General features: G+C 71.7%; 16 protein-coding genes and 1 pseudogene. 5 read left to right on the plus strand and 12 right to left on the minus strand.

The genetic code is table 11. From position 1 onward, the window contains the following. Positions 1-152: 152 nt before the first annotated feature. The 3 genes from JW613_RS14705 to JW613_RS14715 form a co-directional block, all read right to left on the minus strand. Positions 153-1,352 carry a dipeptidase gene (locus JW613_RS14705; protein WP_209211275.1) on the minus strand — a complete coding sequence of 400 codons (1,200 nt, stop codon included), beginning with the start codon at positions 1,350-1,352 and terminating at the stop codon, positions 153-155. After that, the gene (gene purE / locus JW613_RS14710) at positions 1,349-1,861 is read right to left on the minus strand and encodes a 5-(carboxyamino)imidazole ribonucleotide mutase (RefSeq protein ID WP_099886547.1); all 513 of its coding nucleotides are present in this window, start codon (positions 1,859-1,861) and stop codon (positions 1,349-1,351) included. Before purE ends, JW613_RS14705 begins: the two co-directional genes overlap by 4 nt. A 133-nt stretch (positions 1,862-1,994) precedes the next feature. Further along, on the minus strand, positions 1,995-3,200 hold the full coding sequence (locus JW613_RS14715; protein WP_209211486.1) for a 5-(carboxyamino)imidazole ribonucleotide synthase: 1,206 nt from the start codon (positions 3,198-3,200) through the stop codon (positions 1,995-1,997). A gap of 48 nt (positions 3,201-3,248) precedes the next feature. On the opposite strand from JW613_RS14715, the gene JW613_RS14720 reads away from it, so the two are divergent. Both JW613_RS14720 and JW613_RS14725 read left to right on the plus strand, forming a co-directional pair. Further along, complete coding sequence (locus JW613_RS14720) at positions 3,249-3,758, plus strand: protease inhibitor I42 family protein (protein ID WP_209211276.1); 510 nt, start codon at positions 3,249-3,251, stop codon at positions 3,756-3,758. Positions 3,759-3,899: 141 nt separating this feature from the next. Next, positions 3,900-4,547, plus strand: coding sequence for a GtrA family protein (locus tag JW613_RS14725; RefSeq protein WP_245225692.1), 648 nt, complete (start codon positions 3,900-3,902; stop codon positions 4,545-4,547). Here the strand turns inward: JW613_RS14725 and JW613_RS14730 are convergent. Both JW613_RS14730 and JW613_RS14735 read right to left on the minus strand, forming a co-directional pair. After that, the gene (locus JW613_RS14730; RefSeq protein ID WP_209211277.1) at positions 4,467-5,753 is read right to left on the minus strand and encodes a sensor histidine kinase; all 1,287 of its coding nucleotides are present in this window, start codon (positions 5,751-5,753) and stop codon (positions 4,467-4,469) included. The genes JW613_RS14725 and JW613_RS14730 overlap by 81 nt on opposite strands. Before the next feature lie 66 nt (positions 5,754-5,819). Next, positions 5,820-6,500 carry a response regulator transcription factor gene (locus JW613_RS14735; RefSeq protein WP_099881627.1) on the minus strand — a complete coding sequence of 227 codons (681 nt, stop codon included), beginning with the start codon at positions 6,498-6,500 and terminating at the stop codon, positions 5,820-5,822. 321 nt (positions 6,501-6,821) lie between these two features. On the opposite strand from JW613_RS14735, the gene JW613_RS14740 reads away from it, so the two are divergent. Further along, complete coding sequence (locus JW613_RS14740; protein ID WP_209211278.1) at positions 6,822-8,348, plus strand: peptide MFS transporter; 1,527 nt, start codon at positions 6,822-6,824, stop codon at positions 8,346-8,348. Between the two features lie 91 nt (positions 8,349-8,439). On the opposite strand, the gene JW613_RS14745 is transcribed toward JW613_RS14740, so the two are convergent. The 5 genes from JW613_RS14745 to JW613_RS14765 form a co-directional block, all read right to left on the minus strand. Then, positions 8,440-9,561 carry a neocarzinostatin apoprotein domain-containing protein gene (locus JW613_RS14745; protein ID WP_209211513.1) on the minus strand — a complete coding sequence of 374 codons (1,122 nt, stop codon included), beginning with the start codon at positions 9,559-9,561 and terminating at the stop codon, positions 8,440-8,442. Further along, positions 9,558-10,622 carry a COG1470 family protein gene (locus JW613_RS14750; RefSeq protein WP_307865902.1) on the minus strand — a complete coding sequence of 355 codons (1,065 nt, stop codon included), beginning with the start codon at positions 10,620-10,622 and terminating at the stop codon, positions 9,558-9,560. Before JW613_RS14750 ends, JW613_RS14745 begins: the two co-directional genes overlap by 4 nt. A 3-nt stretch (positions 10,623-10,625) precedes the next feature. Beyond that, positions 10,626-11,393, minus strand: a complete 768-nt coding sequence (locus JW613_RS14755; protein WP_209211279.1) for an LPXTG cell wall anchor domain-containing protein — start codon at positions 11,391-11,393, stop codon at positions 10,626-10,628. A gap of 173 nt (positions 11,394-11,566) precedes the next feature. After that, on the minus strand, positions 11,567-12,043 hold the full coding sequence (locus tag JW613_RS14760; protein ID WP_099886549.1) for an ATP-binding protein: 477 nt from the start codon (positions 12,041-12,043) through the stop codon (positions 11,567-11,569). A gap of 418 nt (positions 12,044-12,461) precedes the next feature. Continuing rightward, positions 12,462-12,860, minus strand: a complete 399-nt coding sequence (locus tag JW613_RS14765; RefSeq protein ID WP_185017062.1) for an STAS domain-containing protein — start codon at positions 12,858-12,860, stop codon at positions 12,462-12,464. 262 nt (positions 12,861-13,122) lie between these two features. On the opposite strand from JW613_RS14765, the gene JW613_RS14770 reads away from it, so the two are divergent. Then, positions 13,123-14,133: an RNA polymerase sigma factor SigF gene (locus JW613_RS14770; RefSeq protein WP_099881638.1), complete on the plus strand. Its 1,011-nt coding sequence runs from the start codon at positions 13,123-13,125 to the stop codon at positions 14,131-14,133. Between the two features lie 86 nt (positions 14,134-14,219). Here JW613_RS14770 and JW613_RS14775 read toward each other — a convergent pair whose 3' ends face one another. Beyond that, positions 14,220-14,711 carry a MarR family transcriptional regulator gene (locus JW613_RS14775; RefSeq protein ID WP_307865903.1) on the minus strand — a complete coding sequence of 164 codons (492 nt, stop codon included), beginning with the start codon at positions 14,709-14,711 and terminating at the stop codon, positions 14,220-14,222. 14 nt (positions 14,712-14,725) lie between these two features. Next, positions 14,726-16,180 carry a DHA2 family efflux MFS transporter permease subunit gene (locus JW613_RS14780; RefSeq protein WP_372447949.1) on the minus strand — a complete coding sequence of 485 codons (1,455 nt, stop codon included), beginning with the start codon at positions 16,178-16,180 and terminating at the stop codon, positions 14,726-14,728. A 381-nt stretch (positions 16,181-16,561) separates the two neighbouring features. Between JW613_RS14780 and JW613_RS35805 the strand changes: the two are divergent. Beyond that, positions 16,562-16,921 (plus strand): annotated as a pseudogene (locus tag JW613_RS35805) (helix-turn-helix domain-containing protein); the annotation flags it as partial. Positions 16,922-16,935 lie beyond the last annotated feature (14 nt).

The following is a 16,935-nucleotide window of genomic DNA, read 5'->3' on the forward strand; positions in this document are numbered from 1 at the left end:
CTGGACACAAGGAGTGGGCCCGCTGATGCTCGCGGGCCCCGGGGGCGAGGTCAAGACCGCTCACCGCCTCGGGGCCCGCTGCTCCACGGCCGCCTCCCGCAGGGAGTCGGCGCCGGCCGCGGGGAGTTGACGCCGGCTCGGCCGGCGGCCGGTCAGCCGTCCAGCTGTCCGATCGTGGCGATCGAGGGCCCGCGCCGGGTCTGCAGCGTGCGGGCCACCTCCTCCGCCTCGCGCAGCACCCGCAGGGCGTTGGTCCACGTCAGCTTGGCCAGGTCCGCCTCGGACCACTTGCGGTCCAGCAGTTCGGCGACCAGATGCGGATAGCCGGCGACGTCCTCCAGCTGGGCCGGGGTGAAGGCGGTGCCGTCGTAGTCGCCGCCGATGCCGATGTGGTCGATGCCCGCGACCTCGCGCATGTGGTCGAGGTGGTCGGCGACCGTGGCGGCGTCCGGGACCGGCCGCGGGTTGGCCTGCTCGAACGCGCGCTGCACCTTGCGCCCCTCGTCGCTCAGGTCCAGGTGGTCCAGGCCGTGCGCCCGCATGTTCTCGTCGGCCGCCCGGGTCCAGGCCACCGCCTCCGGGAGGATGAACTTGGGCACGAAGGTGGCCATCGCCACGCCGCCGTTGGCGGGGAGCTGGGCGAGCACGTCGTCGGGGATGTTGCGCGGGTGGTCGCAGACGGCGCGCGCGGAGGAGTGCGAGAAGATCACGGGCGCCTCGGTGACCCGCAGCGCGTCCCGCATCGTCTCGGCCGCCACGTGCGAGAGGTCCACCAGCATGCCGAGCCGGTTCATCTCGCGGACGACCTCCTCGCCGAAGCGGCTCAGCCCTCCCGCGCGCGGCTCGTCGGTGGCCGAGTCGGCCCAGTCCAGCGAGTTGTTGTGGGTGAGCGTCAGATAGCGCACCCCCAGCTGGTGGAGGGCGCGCAGCGCGGCCAGCGAATTGTTGATGGAGTGCCCGCCCTCGGCCCCCATCAGCGAGGCGATGCGGCGCTGGGCGTGTGCGTCCTCCACGTCCTGAGCGGTGAAGGCCAGCTGGAGGTCCTCGGGGTAGCGCTCCGCCAGCAGCCGCACGGCGTCGATCTGCTCCAGGGTGGCGCTCACCGCGTCGTCCCCGGTCAGCTCGCCGGGGACGTAGACGGACCAGAACTGCGCGCCGACCCCGCCCGCGCGCAGCCGCGCGAGGTCGGTGTGCAGCTTCTCGCGCTGGTCCTGGGCGATGTCGAGCCTGTCCAGGTCGTAGCGCGCCTGTTCACGCAGCGCCCAGGGCAGGTCGTTGTGCCCGTCCACGACGGGGTGCTCGGTCAGCAGCGCCCGGGCGCGCTGAAGGTTGGGGTTGTCGGGACGGGTCATCGGTTGCCCCCCGCCTGGCCGAAGCCGAACCCGGTCTCTCCCGCGGCCTTGGCGCGCAGCCGCTTGCCCTTCTCGGTGGCCTGCTCGTTGAGCTCCTGCTGGAAGTCGCGCATCTTCTCGCGCAGTTCGCTGTCGTGGGCGGCCAGCATCCGTACGGCGAGCAGCCCGGCGTTGCGCGCCCCGCCCACCGAGACGGTGGCGACGGGAACGCCGGCCGGCATCTGCACGATGGACAGCAGCGAGTCCATGCCGTCCAGGTACTTGAGCGGTACGGGCACGCCGATGACGGGCAGCGGGGTGACCGAGGCGAGCATGCCCGGCAGGTGCGCCGCGCCGCCGGCGCCCGCGATGACGGCCTTCAGCCCGCGATCGGCGGCGTCCTCGCCGTAGGCGATCATCTCGCGGGGCATCCGGTGCGCGGAGACGACATCGACCTCGTACGGCACCGCGAACTCGTCCAGCGCCTTGGCCGCCTCCTCCATGACGGGCCAGTCCGAGTCGGATCCCATGACGATCCCCACGAGAGGGCTGGCTGTACTCAATGCGGCTCCTAGTAAGAGAGAAACGGCTCAGGGCGGGAGCGAGGGGCGGGTGGGAAGGGCACGCACCCCCACGGCGGGACAGCCGGCCGTCACGGGGTGCTCACTCCACGATGGTGCCCCGTAGGTAACCCGCGGCGTGTGCGGCACGTTCCCGTACGTCGGCGAGGTCGTCCCCGTAGACGTTGACGTGTCCGACCTTGCGGCCGGGCTTCACGTCCTTCCCGTACATATGGATCTTGAGCTGGGGGTCGCGCGCCATGCAGTGCAGATACGCCGCGTACATGTCCGGGTAGTCGCCGCCCAGCACATTGGCCATCACGGTCCAGCGCTCCCGGCAGCGCGGGTCGCCCAGCGGCAGGTCGAGCACGGCTCGCACATGGTTGGCGAACTGGGAGGTCACGGCGCCGTCCTGGGTCCAGTGCCCGGAGTTGTGCGGCCGCATGGCCAGTTCGTTGACGAGCAGCCCGCCGTCCTTGGTCTCGAACAGCTCGACGGCCAGATGCCCGACGACGCCCAGCTCGTGCGCGATGCGCAGCGCGATCTCCTGGGCGCGCACGGCGGCGTTCTCGGGCAGCTCGGGCGCGGGTGCGATCACGGTGTCGCAGACGCCGTCGACCTGGATGGACTCCACCACGGGGTAGGTGACGGCCTGTCCGTGCGGGGAGCGTACGACGTTCGCGGCCAGCTCCCGCGCGAAGTCGACCTTCTCCTCGGCGAGCACCGGGACGCCCGCTTTGAAGGGCTCGGCCGCGTTCGGGTCGTCGGCGCCGCGCACGATCCACACGCCCTTGCCGTCGTAGCCGCCGCGCACCGTCTTGAGGACGACGGGGAAGCCGTCGCCCCCGTCCTCGCCCGCACCCTCCGCCGCGAACGCCGCCACGTCGTCGGGCCCGGTGACGATCCGGTTGCGCGGCGCGGGCACGCCGAGTTCGGCGAGCCGGGCGCGCATCACCCCCTTGTCCTGCGCGTGGACGAGCGCGTCGGGGCCCGGGCGCACCGGGATGCCGTCCGCCTCCAGGGCGCGGAGGTGCTCGGTGGGCACATGCTCGTGATCGAAAGTGATCACGTCGCAGCCCTCGGCGAAGCGCCGCAGCGTGTCCAGATCTCGGTGGTCACCGACGACGACGTCGCCTGCGACCTGCGCCGCGGAGTCCTGCGGCGTAGCGGAAAGGAGCTTGAATCTGATGCCGAGCGGGATGCCCGCCTCGTGGGTCATACGAGCGAGCTGGCCGCCGCCGACCATGCCGACTACCGGGAATGTCACGGTTCCAGGGTACGGGGCGGGCCGGAGCGCTCCGCCCGCCAGGTCCGCCTTCCACCGCTCCGGCTACCCTCGGCACCGGCCGATCTTGATATGGACCTGTCCACAACGGGGGACGAGATGCGCTGTACGAAGCGACGGAGGAAACAAGCCACGCCGGCCCTCGCCGTGCTGCTGGCCGCCACGGCGTGCGGCGGTGGCGGGAGCGGCGGAGCCGGCGGGGGCAGCGACAGCGGCGGTGACGGGGGGAGCGGTGTCCCACGGCCGCGGGAGTTCGGCGTCGAGCAGACCAGTGTCCACGTCCGCCCAGACGAGCAGTTCGTGCTGAAGGTCCCCTACCGGCCCGGCGAGGGGTACCGGTGGATCGTCCGCGGGCAGCGCCCCGACCCGAAGATCGTCACTCGGCTGGAGACCTCCTCGCACGGCTTCGACCCGGACAGCGCGGGCGACCGGGGCGAGCGCTGGTACTCCTTCCGGGCCGAGAAGCCCGGCAGCACCCGGCTCCGGCTGCGCGAGTGCTTCCAGTGCGGGACCGGCAACCAGCGGATCGACGAGGACCACGGCGTTACCGACGTCACCTTCCGTATCACCGTCGCCGACTGACCAGCGGCTGCCGCCGCACCCTGCCGGGCCGCGCTCAACCCTCGCCGCCCGGTGTGCGTCAATCGCCCTACAGAGCTCATGCACGGCTGGTTAGCATGGGCAGCCTTCGACACGCCGACCGGAACGGGGCTCAGTATCGCTATGGGTGAATGGCGCACGATGCGCCCGGGACTGGAGCGGCTCGTGCGCGAACTGGCCAAGTTCGGCGCCGTCGGTGCGCTGGGCTTCCTGGTGAACGTCGCGATCTTCAACCTGTGCATCCACACGTTCCAGCTCGCACCCATCCGCTCCGGTGTCATCTCGCAGGTCGTCGCGATCGGCACCAACTACCTGGGCAACCGCTACTGGACCTACCGGCACATCGACAAGAACCGGATCCACCGCGAGACGGTCCTCTTCTTCTTGTTCAGCGGCGCCGGGCTGGTGCTGGAGAACGGCATCCTGGCCCTCTCGCACTACGGTTTCGGCTACACCTCGCCGCTGGCGGACAACATCGCCAAGAACGTCATCGGGCTCGCCATCGGCACCGTCTTCCGCTTCTGGGCGTACCGCACCTGGGTCTTCAAGGTGGGAGCGCGGGCAGCAGCGGACACCGGCGCCGGTACGGACGCGGGCCCGGCGCCCGAGCAGGCCCGGGAGGCGCGGCCCGGTGACGAACCCGCGGGTGCCGGATCGGGCGGTGTCCGGTTCGCCGTGGAACCGGCGGGCTCAGCCGGAGGCGGACGCGTCGACGTCGGCGGCCTCGCGGCTGAGGAACAGCGCGAAGACCGGCGGCAGCTGCTGAAGTAGCTCCAGCCGTCCGCCGTCGGCCTCCGCTAGGTCGCGGGCGACGGCGAGGCCGAGACCGGTGGAGTTGTGGCCGCTGACCGTCCGCTCGAAGACACGTGAGCCCAGCGCCTCGTCCACCCCGGGGCCCTCGTCGGTGACCTCCACCACCACCTGGTTGCCGGTGACCCTGGTGCGCAGCGCGACGGTGCCCTCGCCGTGCATCAGCGAGTTCTCGATCAGCGTCGCCAGCACCTGAGCCACCGCGCCCGGCGTACCCACGGCACGCAGGCCGGTCTTGCCGGAGCGCACGATGGCCCGGCCCGCACTGCGGTAGGCGGGTTTCCACTCCTCGATCTGCTGCTTGACGACCTCGTCCAGATCGAAGCTGACCGCGGACCCGGTACGCGGGTCACGGGAGTTGGTCAGCAGCCGCTGCACCACGTCCGTCAGCCGCTCGACCTGGGCGAGCGCGATGGTCGCCTCCTCGCGGACGACGGCGCGGTCCCCCGGCTCGTCGCCCTCGGCCATCGCGATGATCTCCTCCAGCCGCATGGACAGCGCCGTCAGCGGGGTGCGCAGCTGGTGGGAGGCGTCGGCGGCCAGCCGCCGCTCGGCGGTGAGCATCCGGCCGATGCGGTCGGCGCTGGCGTCCAGCACATCCGCGACCCGGTCCAGCTCCGGCACCCCGTAGCGGCGGTGCCGGGGGCGCGGGTCGCCGGAGCCGAGGCGTTCGGCGGTCTCGGCGAGGTCGGTGAGCGGGGCCGCCACCCGGTGCGCCTGACGTACGGCCAGCACAGCTGCGGCGACCACCGCCAGCAGCGCGACCGCGAGGATGATCAGCAGGGTGCGGCCGACCTCGGCCCGCACCGCGGAACGCGACGCCTGCACGGTCACGTGCTCGCCGTGCGCGCCGGTCTCCTTGGCCTCGACGACATCGCCGGAGGGCCGCTCACCGACCTCGATGGGCCGCCGGTCGGGCAGCTCGATGCGGATGTAGCGGACGTAGCGGTCCTTGGAGGTGGTGACGCCGATGGACTCCTTGGTCACCCGCTCCCCGGCCAGCAGCCGGCTCTCGACGGTGGAGACCACGCGGACCGCCTCGGCGCGGACGTTCTCCTTGGTGCTGTTCTCGATCGTGCGGGACTCGACGATCACCAGCGAGATGCCGAAGACCGCGACGACGACGAGGACGACGGCGAGGATGGACAGGATGAGCCGACGGCGCACGTGCTGGCTTCTTTCCTAGCTGTTGCAGGGGGCGCACCCCAAACGTACGACTCTCCGCCGACGGCCCTAGCTCTTCTCGAAGCGGAACCCGACGCCGCGCACGGTGGCGATGTAGCGCGGGTTGGCCGCGTCGTCGCCGAGCTTCTTGCGCAGCCACGAGATGTGCATGTCCAGCGTCTTGGTCGACGACCACCAGGTGGTGTCCCACACCTCGCGCATCAGCTGGTCCCGGGTGACGACCCGGCCCGCGTCCCGCACCAGCACCCGCAGCAGGTCGAACTCCTTGGCGGTCAGCTGCAGCTCCTCCTCGCCCATCCAGGCGCGGTGCGACTCGACGTCGATCCGCACGCCGTGGGTGGCGGGGGGCTGGGCCGGCTCGGCGGGCGTACCGCGGCGCAGCAGCGCGCGGACGCGGGCGAGCAGCTCGGCGAGCCGGAAGGGCTTGGTGACGTAGTCGTCGGCGCCCGCGTCGAGGCCGACGACGGTGTCCACCTCGTCGGCGCGTGCGGTCAGGACGAGGACCGGGAAGGCGTGGCCCTCGTTGCGCAGCCGGCGGCACACCTCCAGGCCGTCCATACCGGGCAGCCCCAGGTCGAGCACGACCAGGTCGATGCCCTCGCGCAGCCCGGCGTCGAGCGCGGTGGGGCCGTCCTCGCGCACCTCGACCTCGTATCCCTCCCGGCGCAGGGCGCGGGCCAGGGGCTCCGAGATCGACGCGTCATCCTCGGCGAGCAGTACACGGGTCATGGACCGATGGTAGTCCGCGTGGCAGAGCGCCAGTGGTGACCTGGTGCGCTCTCCCCCGAACACTGTCGATCATGAGGTGAGATGGACACGACACCAACGAATACGCGGGCAGGTTGCGCGATTCACCTGTGATGTATCTCGCAACCTCTTCCCTGGTGCGGTACACGGTGACCTATGGTGAATGCACTTATGTAGTGAACGTCGAGGACTCCTGGCGCCACAGCACCATCGGCCGGGGGTCCTTTTCCGTGTACGGGTCCCGCTGCGAGCATCGCCGCTGGGCAGCGCGGCACCCGCAGCGCAATGGCAAGGAACACCGATATGGCGCCCAGCCTGACGAAGGACGCCCCCGGCAACACCGGCGGCAAGACCTTCTTCGGCCACCCACGAGGTCTGGCCACGCTCTTCATGACGGAGATGTGGGAGCGCTTCAGCTTCTACGGCCTCCGCGCACTCCTCGTCGTCTACCTCGTGGCCGGCGGGCCCGACGCGGGTGAAGGCGGCGCCGGGCACCAGGGTGGCGGGCTCGCCATGGACCTGGCCACGGCGACGGCGATCTACTCCGTCTACAACGCCATGGTCTATCTGCTGACCATGCCGGGCGGCTGGTTCGGCGACCGGCTGTGGGGACCCCGCAAGACGGTCACCGTCGGCGCGGGCATCATCATGCTCGGCCATCTGACCCTGGCGATGCCGGGTGAGCCGACGTTCTTCGCCGGCCTGGCCCTGGTGGCCACCGGCTCCGGTCTGCTGAAGGCCAACATCTCCAAGATGGTCGGCGACCTGTACAACGGCCCCGACGACCCGCGGCGCGACGGCGGTTTCACCGTCTTCTACATGGGCATCAACGCGGGTTCGTTCTTCGCCCCGTTCGCCATCGGTACCGTCGGCCAGACGGTCAACTGGCACCTGGGCTTCGGGATGGCGGCCGTCGGCATGGGCCTGGGCCTGATCCAGTTCCTCATCGGCTCGCGCCACCTGGACCCCAAGAGCAGCCAGGTCCCCTCGCCGCTGTCGGCACAGGAGAAGGCGGGCGTGCTGCGCAAGGCGCTGCTGTGGCTGGTCGTCGCGGTGATCTTCTACGGCGTCGTGGTCGCCACCGGCACCTTCACCCTCAACTGGGCGATGATCCCGCTCACCGTCCTTGGTCTGCTCATCCCGCTGGGCATGCTGGTGCGGATCAAGCGCGACAAGGACCTCACCCGGGCGGAGCAGGGCCGGATGACCGGGTACATCTGGTTCTTCGCCGCCGCGGCGATCTTCTGGATGATCTACGACCAGGGCGCCTCGACCGTGCAGGCGTTCGGTGACGCCAAGACCACCACCCAGATACTGGGCTGGCACTTCCCCTCGACCTGGTTCCAGTCGATCAACCCGCTGTTCATCATGCTGCTCGCCCCGGTCTTCGCGGCGCTGTGGCTGGCGCTCAACCGGCGCGGCAAGGAGCCGTCGACCACCGTGAAGTTCGCCTTCTCGCTGGTCGTGATGGGCCTGTCGTTCTTCGTCTTCGTCGTCCCGATGGGCATGGCCGCCGACGGGGCGAAGGTGACCCCGATGTGGCTGGTCCTGATCTTCCTGCTGCACACCGTCGCGGAGCTGTGCCTCTCGCCGGTGGGCCTGTCGGTGACCACCAAGCTGGCCCCCGCCAAGTACGCGAGCCAGCTGATGGGTGTCTGGTTCCTCGCCGTGACGGCGGGCGACAGCATCACCGGCCTGCTGTCGATCGGCGGCGCCGATCTGAGCACCACCGGTGTGGTGGCCACGGAAGCCACCCTCTCCGTGCTGGCGGGCTTCGCGATCTACATGTACCGGCGGCAGATCGCCTCGACCATGTCCGAGGCGAAGTAGCCCTTCGCCCCTTGCCCCTCGTCGCCGGGGAGTTCTCCCTCCGCGACGACGAGAAGCCAGCGACGCGAGGGTCCGGGGAGCGGCGATCCGCTCAGCGGGTCGCCGCTCCTCCCCCGGCCTGGGGCCGGGAGGCCCCCGGACCCTCGCCGTCCTCGTCGCCCCCGCCTCCCCCGGGCTCCGTCCGGGCGGGCGTATCCCCAGCGGTGGCAGGGGAAGTGCCCCCTCGACGGGAAGCGGGAGCTGAGTCGTCCGAAAGGGCCGCCCTCGCCGTGTCGGGGGCGAACCAGGGGAGGGTGCCGGAGGTCGGGCCCTCGCCGGGGGAGCCCGTACGCGCGGAGCGCTGCGAGAACGGCGCCACCCGCGCCACCAGCGCCATGCCCAGCCGGAACGCGGCCAGCGGGACCACCACGCACAGCAGCACCCAGAAGAGGGTCACTCCCCACGGTCGGCCGACGTCCCAGGGCTGCTCCGTCAGTACGCGCTTGCCGAGCTTGGCCGCGACCGTGTACTCGCCGTGGGCGCCGGAGGCCAGCTCGACGGTCAGCTCGACCCGCGCCTTCTCGCCCGGGTCGATGGTGCCGCGCCACTGCTGACGCTCCCACTCGGGGGCGAGGACGCCGTGCGAGGTGCCGACCTCGAAGACCGGGTCCCGGGCGCGGTCGGCGCCCAGATTGCCGACCGTCAGCACCAGCTTGCGCTGCTCGGGGGCGCCGAACCAGTTGAGCAGCCCGCTGTCGCCCTCCAGCCGGGCCGCCAGCACGCTGAGCCGCCCGCCGGCCCGCTTGGCGGGCAGCGGCTCCACCGGGTGGCCCGCGACCCGGAGCTTCGCGTTCGCCGCCGCGTGGTCGCCGGTCACCGTGGTGGCCCGCACGACGCAGGGGCACGGCTTCGGCGGCTCCGCGACGGGGATCTTCTTGCGGAAGCGGCCCTCGCCGTCCGTGGTGACGGCCCGCCCCTCGGCGTTGGCGCAGGCGTTCGTCCCGCCGATCGCGTTCTGGCCGCACACCAGCAGGGTGAGCAGGGTCTCGGGACGCCATCCGGTGCCCCGGACCGTGACGGTCGCGCCCGCCCCCGCCTCGCTCCGCGACAGGGTGACCTTCGGCTGCTGCTTCGTCGCGGCACCCGCGGGCGTGTCCACCGGTACGGTCAGCGAGAGGAGGCAGCCCACCAGGGCGCCCAACAGGCCTACGGTCCGCCGGATGTTCGTCCTCACTTCGCCGCTCCCGTGGTTGGCGCCGCAGGCTGGGGTCGAGGCCTTCGTTCGTGCCGTTCCGGCGGGGCCGGGGGCGAGGGGGTCCGGTCCGCCCGGCCCCCTGCACGTCTGCGGCGGGCGTACCAGCCGACCGCTCCCCCGGCGAGGACGAGGAGTACGCCGACGAGCCATCCGACCGGCACGGCCGGGTACGTGGTGGTGGCCGTGGCGCGGGCCCCTGCTTCCGCCGTCACCGTGAGGCGGACGTGCGCCACGTCGACCGAGGGCGGCTTGGGCCATCGCTCATGGCGGGTGACGCTCCGGCCGGGGAGCAGTTCGACGGGCAGGGCGCGGGCGGGTTGCCGGATCAGCGAGCCGAACAGCCCGTCGGCGTCGACGGCGAGCCGGGGCCGCAGCGTGGTGTTGCCGCGGTTGACCAGGGTGTAGCCGATCGCCGCGGAGCCGTCGTCCCGCTCCTCGACGGAGACGTTCTCGATGCTCAGCGCGGCCAGGGTCGGCCCGCTCACCCGCAGATACATCCTGACCCCCACCTTCCGTTCGCCGTCGTCGACGACGAGCGCGGCGGGATGGTCGCCGGGTACGGCACTGTCCGGGAGGGTCACGCTCAACGGCACCTCGGCCCGGGTGCGCGGCGGCACCTCGACCGTGTCCTCGGCGGTGGCGATCCACTTGCCCGGCCCCCGGCTGCGGCCCTCCTCCCGTACCGCGAACCCGCCACCGCGCTCGTTGTAGGCGTCGGCGCCGCGCAGCCGGAAGGTACGGGACTCGTCACCGGGGTTGGTGAGCGCGACGGAGTCCCGGAGCACGGTGCCGGGCTCACCCTCCAGGTAGAAGTACGAGCGCGCGTCCGGGCCCGGGGTGCCCGCGGGCGGAGCCGGCGCGGCCGACCATGTGGGATCGTCCCTGAGCGGTGCCGCCCGAGCCGGGCTGCCCGCCGTCGACACACAGAGCGCGACGAGCACACAGACCAGCGCCCCCCGGGTGCGGCCCGGACGCGGTGCGGGGGTACGGGGGGCCGGCGCGGTGCGGGCGCCGTGGCGGGGCGGCCTACGGCCCACCACGGGCTAGTGCCGTACCGCGGCCCTGCGCCGCGTCACCCACAGTGTTCCGCCGATTCCGGCCAGCAGCACGGTGCCACCGAGGGTGCCGAGGGCGACCGCGGAGTCGGCGGGACCGGTCTTGGGCAGTTCACCCCCGCTGGGCGTGGTCCCGCCGCTCGCCGCGCCGCCGGACGCGTCGCCCCCGCCGCTCGCCGCGCCACCCGAGGAGTCACCGCCGCCCGAGGTGTCGCCGCCGCCCGAGCCGCCGGCCGCCGTCACATCGAGGGTGAGGGAGGGCTTGGGGTTGTTCTTCGGGTTGCAGGTGGTGGTGGTACCCAGCGCCTTGATGGTGAGGGTGCTGGCGGTGAAGGTGACCTTGCCGGACTTCTTCGGTGTGTAGGTACCGGTCAGGTCCGGAATCTTGATCGGAGTGTTGGCCGGGATGGCCTTGTCGTTGCCGGGGCCGCTCACCGGCACGTCGCCGGTCTCGGCACCGCCGAGCTTGATCTTGGCGCTGGGCTTCATCGCGCCCTTGCCGAGTTCGACGGGGCTGGAGGAGACGCCCTTCTCGAAGGACATGGTCAGCTTGTAACCGCTGCCGCTCTTGGTGGACTTGATGTCGATCGGCGAGACGGCACTCTTGTCGCCGATGGGGGTCTTGCACTGGTAGTCGACGTCGACCGTGGTGGCGCTCGCCGCGGGCGCCGACAGCAGGACGGCCGATCCGGCGAGGGCTGTTGCCACCGCCGTGGCTGCGGCGTTGCGGGTGTGGCGTTTCTTGCTGTGGGACACGGGGGTTCCCCCTTCATCCGGACTCGCAAGTTACTGACGACACATCAGATTTGCGCCGACAGTAGCCCCAGCCCCTTACAGAGGGAAGAGCCCCCGCATCCCGAGTCGAAGCGAACGCGCACCGCCCCGAGCGCATCGGTGCGGGCCCGAAAGAGCGGCGTCGGCCGGTGCGGTCAGTGCGGGGCCGCGAGCTCCGCCCACACCGTCTTGCCCGGTCCGTCGGGGTTGCGCACAACGCCCCAGTCCAGGCACAGCCGCTGGACGATGAACATCCCGTGCCCACCGGGGCGCCCGGCGCGGTGCGGGGTCCGGGGGGACGGCGAGCCGCTGCCCAGGTCGACGATCTCCAGGCGCAGCACCTTCGCGTTGGCGCCGACCCGCAACTCCTCGGGGCCGTTGGCGTGCAGGCACGCGTTGGTGACCAGCTCCGAGACGACGAGCAGGACGTCCTCCGCCGCCGCGCGCTGATCGGCCGTGGCCGCCGGCAGCCAGCCCCAGTCCTGGAGGGCGCGGCGGGTGAAGTCCCGGGCGCGCGGCACGGCGCCGCTGGCACCGACCAGCCGCAGCCTGCGGACCTGCCGCATCGGCTGCCCTGCCTGGCGGGTGGCCCCCGCGGCGGCCGAGGCCGCACTCTCCGCAGCGGTCCCCATGGCGCCGCTCCCCCCTTCGGGTTCGGGTGTGGGCGTGGAAGCGCTCCCGGAGGGATCGGCACCTCCTTGAGCACCTTCGGAATCCGAGATCCCGAGGGTCGGCTCACGCCCCGTGTCCGCACCGGCACGCACATGTGCGTCAGCACCCTCGGCCGCGGCGAACCCCGGGGCCGCGGTCGCCGGAGTGCCCTCCGGCTCCGGACCGCGGTCGCCCGCCGGTTGCGGCCGGGTGGTGCTCATCAGTGGTTCACCTCACCGATCACCGGTTACATTTCGCCGTTCCGCGCCGTCCCGCGCCCCGCGGGACCTTGACGCGCCGCACACGAATGTCTGACAGATTCGTTGGACTCCTGCCCGGACGCACCGTGAGAACACTTACGGATTCAGCCGGACCTGTGTGATGCGTGCAACGCCCTGATTACGCTTCGGGGCGCTGTTCCGTGCCCGAGGGTTGCCCCAGCGCCGCCGCGAGATCGTCGTGCACGGTGAAGACCGCGCTCGCGCCGGTGATCTCGAAGACACGCGCCACCACCGGAAGCATCCCGGCCAGATGGACGCCGCCACCGGCCTCCTCCGCCTTCAGGCGGGCGCCGAGCAGCACGTTCAACCCCGTCGAGTCGCAGAACTCGAGCCGCGAGCAGTCCACGACGAGGCGGCTGTAGCCCTCCTCGACGCTCCGCTCCAGCGGCTCGCGCAACAGCTCGGCGGTGTGGTGATCGAGCTCACCCTCGGGGGTCACCACGGCACTGATCCCCTCGTGCCGTACCTCGACCGTCAGCCGGCCCTGGCTCGTGCTGCCGGGCATTCCGCGGTCCATGCACACCCCTTCTGTTTCGCGTGAGGGCCTTCACTGCTTCCCCCGTCGAGCGGTTCGCAACCCTACGCCTTCGGCAGCCCCACCGGTAGCCGAACATTGGACAGATTGGTCACAGATGGACATAAGGAGCTTGCCCTCGCTGTGCAGAAGCAGGTAGGTCTAGTAGGGATACCGAACCGACGTCGGCCCTGGAGGCGCCGCACCCCGTAGTGCACCGCACGGCTTCGGCAGCCATATGCCGAGAAAACCATGGAGGACAGCCATGTCACCCCGGCTCGACAACGGGATATCCGACCCCGCGCATACGCAGGTCGCGACCTTTCCCGCCGTTCCGGAGCAGCACAGCACGGACCGGCTGCCGGATTCCCAGTCCCTGGTCCCCGAAACTCTCACCGACCCGGCGAGCGCCGACACCGATCCGGCGAGCGCCGATCAGATCGCGGAGGCGGTGGAAGCCGACCTCTTCGACCAACTCCAGCTCCCTGAGATCCCACCCTATGACGAGGTCGGTCCGCTGGACGCGCGGGCCCTGTCCAAGACGCTGTTCGAGCGGTTGGAGAACCTCGAAGAGGGCACTCACGAGTACGCGTACGTACGCAACACCCTGGTCGAACTCAACCTCGCGCTGGTCAAGTTCGCGGCCTCCCGGTTCCGCTCGCGCAGCGAGCCCATGGAGGACATCGTCCAGGTCGGCACCATCGGCCTGATCAAGGCGATCGACCGCTTCGAGCTGGGCCGCGGCGTCGAGTTCCCCACTTTCGCGATGCCGACCATCGTCGGCGAGATCAAGCGTTTCTTCCGCGACACGTCCTGGTCGGTGCGGGTACCCCGACGCCTCCAGGAGCTGCGGCTCGACCTGGCCAAGGCGGGCGACGAACTCGCCCAGAAGCTGGACCGGGCGCCGACGGCCGAGGAGTTGGCCCGCCGGCTCAACATCTCCGCCGAGGAAGTCATCGAGGGCATGGCGGCGAGCAACGCCTACACCGCCAGTTCGCTGGACGCGCAGCCCGAGGAGGACGACACCGAGGGCGCGCTGGCCGACCGCATCGGCTACGAGGACCACGGACTCGAAGGCATCGAGTACGTCGAGTCGTTGAAGCCGCTGATCGCCGAACTCCCCGCCCGGGACCGCAGAATCCTCTCCCTGCGCTTCGTGGCGAACATGACCCAGTCGGAGATCGGTGAGGAGCTCGGCATCTCGCAGATGCACGTCTCCCGCCTCCTCTCCCGCACCCTGGGCAAGCTCCGCAAGGGGCTGATGATCGAGGAGTGACGCGGGGGCCGCCCGATGTGGTGCGGCTTCTCCGCGTGCTGAGGGCCCGGCCGGACCATGAGCGTCCGGCCGGGCCCTCGGCATGTTCAGTCCGCCGAGCGGTCGCGCAGCGCGCCTGCCAGTATCCGTTCGAGCGCCGTCAGATCCCCGGGCGCCAGCTCGCGGAGCGCCGGTGGCGGGGTGTCGGTGATCCGCGCCATCTCGGCCGCCGCCCGGGCCCCCGCCTCGGTGACCTCGACCAGCTTGGAGCGGCGGTCGGCCGGATTGGGCTCGCGCGTCACCAGACCGCGCCGGACCAGATGCTCGACGGCCAGCGTGGTGTAGGGGGCGTCGGCGAACAGCGCCGCCGCCAGCGCGCCGAGCGTCAGCGGCCCCTCCTCGGCCACGTGCCGGAGCGCCTTGGCGCGGAAGAAGCTCATACCGAGCGCTCGGGTGACCCGGCCGCGGATGTCGGCCGCCTCCAGGACGAGGGCCCGCATATCGCGCCAGACCCGGACCGCTGCCTCCTCGCCCGCGCCGGTCTCCCCCGCCCCGCCGGTCGTGCCGCTCCCGCCACTCGCACCGGACCCGCCGCTCACGCCGTCCTCCCCGGTCATCCCGCCGCCCCGCTGTTCGTACGCTCGGTGGCCTGCTGGGCCTGCTGCCGGGTCGTCCCGTCGCCCTCGTCGAGCAGATGGGCCGCACGCCGCGCCGTCGCCCGGGCCCAGCGGCCGGTGGTGAGGGCGCCGAGGGCCAGCACGGCCAGACCGCACCCGGAGACGATCCACCACGCTGTGCGCTCCGCGTCCTGGAACCCGGCGGCGTCGTGGAGGCCGACCACCCCGCCCGCACCGAGGCCGCCCGCCGCCATGACGGCTCCGATGACGGCCACGCCCAGCGAGGAGCCCACCTGCCGGCTGGTGGAGGCGACGGCGGCGGCGACGCCCGCCTGAGCGCGGGGCATACCCGAGACGGCGGTGTTGGTGATGGGCGCGTTGACCAGCCCGAAGCCGACACCGAAGAGCACATAGCCGCAGAAGAGCACCCCCAAGGACAGGTCGGCCGACGCGGTGAGCGCCAGCAGCGCACCCGCCGCCGTCATCCCCGCCCCCGCGGCCAGCAGCGGCAGCCGGGGGCCGCGCGAACCCACCAGGCGGCCGGACAGCGGCGCGCAGACCAGCGTCATCAAGGCCATCGGCAGCATGCACAGCCCAGCCCGCAGGGCACTCATCCCGCGTACCTCCTGGAGGTAGAGCGAGGTCACGAACAGGAAGCCACCCAGCGCGGCGAAGGCGCACACCGCCGTTGCCGTCGCACCCGCGAAGGGCACGCTGCGGAAGAAGCGCGGGTCGATGAGGGGCTCGGCCCGGCGCGACTCGTAGACCAGGAACCCGACCACGGAGACGAGCGCGACGGTCAGGCAGCCGAGCACCAGCGGCGAGGCGAACCCGCGGTGCGGGCTCTCGATGATGCCCCAGGTGAGGGCACCGAGCAGGACGATCATCAGCAGCTGGCCCACCGGGTCCGTCCGGCGGGCCCTGGGCGCGCGGGACTCGGGTACGAACAGCGTCGTCAGCACCAGCGCCGCCAGACCGACCGGCACATTCACCCAGAAGATCGCCCGCCAGCCGCTCACCTCGACCAGCAGCCCGCCGAGGATGGGGCCGGCCGCCATGCTGATACCGACGACACCGCCCCACACGCCTATCGCGCGGGCGCGCTCACGGGGCTCGGTGAACGTGTTGGTGATGATCGACATCGCGACGGGATTGAGCATCGAACCGCCCACCGCCTGCAGGGCACGTGCGGCCACCAGCCAACCCAGCCCCGGCGCCAGGCTGCACAGCAGCGACCCCGCGACGAACAGCGCCAGCCCCCACCGGAAGACGCGCCGCCGCCCCAGCCGGTCGGCGGTGGACCCCGAGAGCATCAGCAGCGCCGCCAGCACCAGCGTGTAGGCGTCGATGACCCACTGCAGACCCGACACCGAAGCGCCCAGGTCGGCGCGGATGTCGGGCAGCGCCACATTGAGGGCCGTCGTGTCGAGGCTGACGATCAGCAGCGACATGCAGCAGATCGCCAGCACCAGCAGCCGACGGCGCGGCGTCAGTTCGACATCGGGCAAGACCGCCCCCCATTTGTTTATGCGGCTACAACAGTTGCGACTCTACAACCACCCACCGACTACCGCCTCGGGCTGACACCGAGGCCGCCTCAACCCCTGGTTCGACCCAGGAGTTGGCACCTGCACGGGATTCGCCGCGGCCCGCGGCTTCCTATCGTCCAACTCGTCAGAACAGCTTGTGACCGATCGGGGGACGACACCGTGCTCACCTCGCACACCCTGCCCAACGCTCAGGCCCGGCCCGCCTCGCGGAGCGCGCCCGTCCGTCGCATCCGCCGGCAGCAGCCCCCGGCGACGGCACCCGGCCCCCGCGCGGCGGCCGACCACCACCGCGCCCTGTTCGCCCGGGTCCAAAGCTTCGTGTGGGCACATCTGGGCGACCCCGAGCTGCGCCCCGACACCATTGCCGCCGCCCACCACATCTCCACCCGCAGTCTGCACCGGCTCTTCCGCAGCCAGGGCTGCACCGTCAGCTCCTGGGTCCGCCGCCAGCGCCTCAACCGCGCCCGTCGCGATCTGGCCGACCCGAAACTGGCCCACCGCACCATTCAGACCATCGCCGCCACCTGGGGTTTCACCCGCGCCGCCGATTTCACCCGCGCCTTCCGCACGGCCTACGGCGTCCCCCCACAGGACTTCCGCACCGGCGCCCTGCGTGCCGACCACGATCTCGGCACCCCCTAGGGACGTTCCCCCAG

Origin of the sequence: Streptomyces smyrnaeus, assembly GCF_017676345.1 — a bacterium.
Lineage (GTDB): Bacteria > Actinomycetota > Actinomycetes > Streptomycetales > Streptomycetaceae > Streptomyces > Streptomyces smyrnaeus.

Coding starts and splice junctions, on each gene's coding strand:
- JW613_RS14765 (WP_185017062.1), bottom strand. CDS start 12,860: ATGGACCGCGGAATGCCCGGCAGCACGAGCCAGGGCCGGCTGACGGTC.
- JW613_RS14740 (WP_209211278.1), top strand. CDS start 6,822: ATGGCGCCCAGCCTGACGAAGGACGCCCCCGGCAACACCGGCGGCAAG.
- JW613_RS14720 (WP_209211276.1), top strand. CDS start 3,249: ATGGACCTGTCCACAACGGGGGACGAGATGCGCTGTACGAAGCGACGG.
- purE (WP_099886547.1), bottom strand. CDS start 1,861: ATGGGATCCGACTCGGACTGGCCCGTCATGGAGGAGGCGGCCAAGGCG.
- JW613_RS14780 (WP_372447949.1), bottom strand. CDS start 16,180: ATGTCGCTGCTGATCGTCAGCCTCGACACGACGGCCCTCAATGTGGCG.
- JW613_RS14760 (WP_099886549.1), bottom strand. CDS start 12,043: ATGGGGACCGCTGCGGAGAGTGCGGCCTCGGCCGCCGCGGGGGCCACC.
- JW613_RS14735 (WP_099881627.1), bottom strand. CDS start 6,500: ATGACCCGTGTACTGCTCGCCGAGGATGACGCGTCGATCTCGGAGCCC.
- JW613_RS14705 (WP_209211275.1), bottom strand. CDS start 1,352: ATGACCCGTCCCGACAACCCCAACCTTCAGCGCGCCCGGGCGCTGCTG.
- JW613_RS14725 (WP_245225692.1), top strand. CDS start 3,900: ATGGGTGAATGGCGCACGATGCGCCCGGGACTGGAGCGGCTCGTGCGC.
- JW613_RS14770 (WP_099881638.1), top strand. CDS start 13,123: ATGTCACCCCGGCTCGACAACGGGATATCCGACCCCGCGCATACGCAG.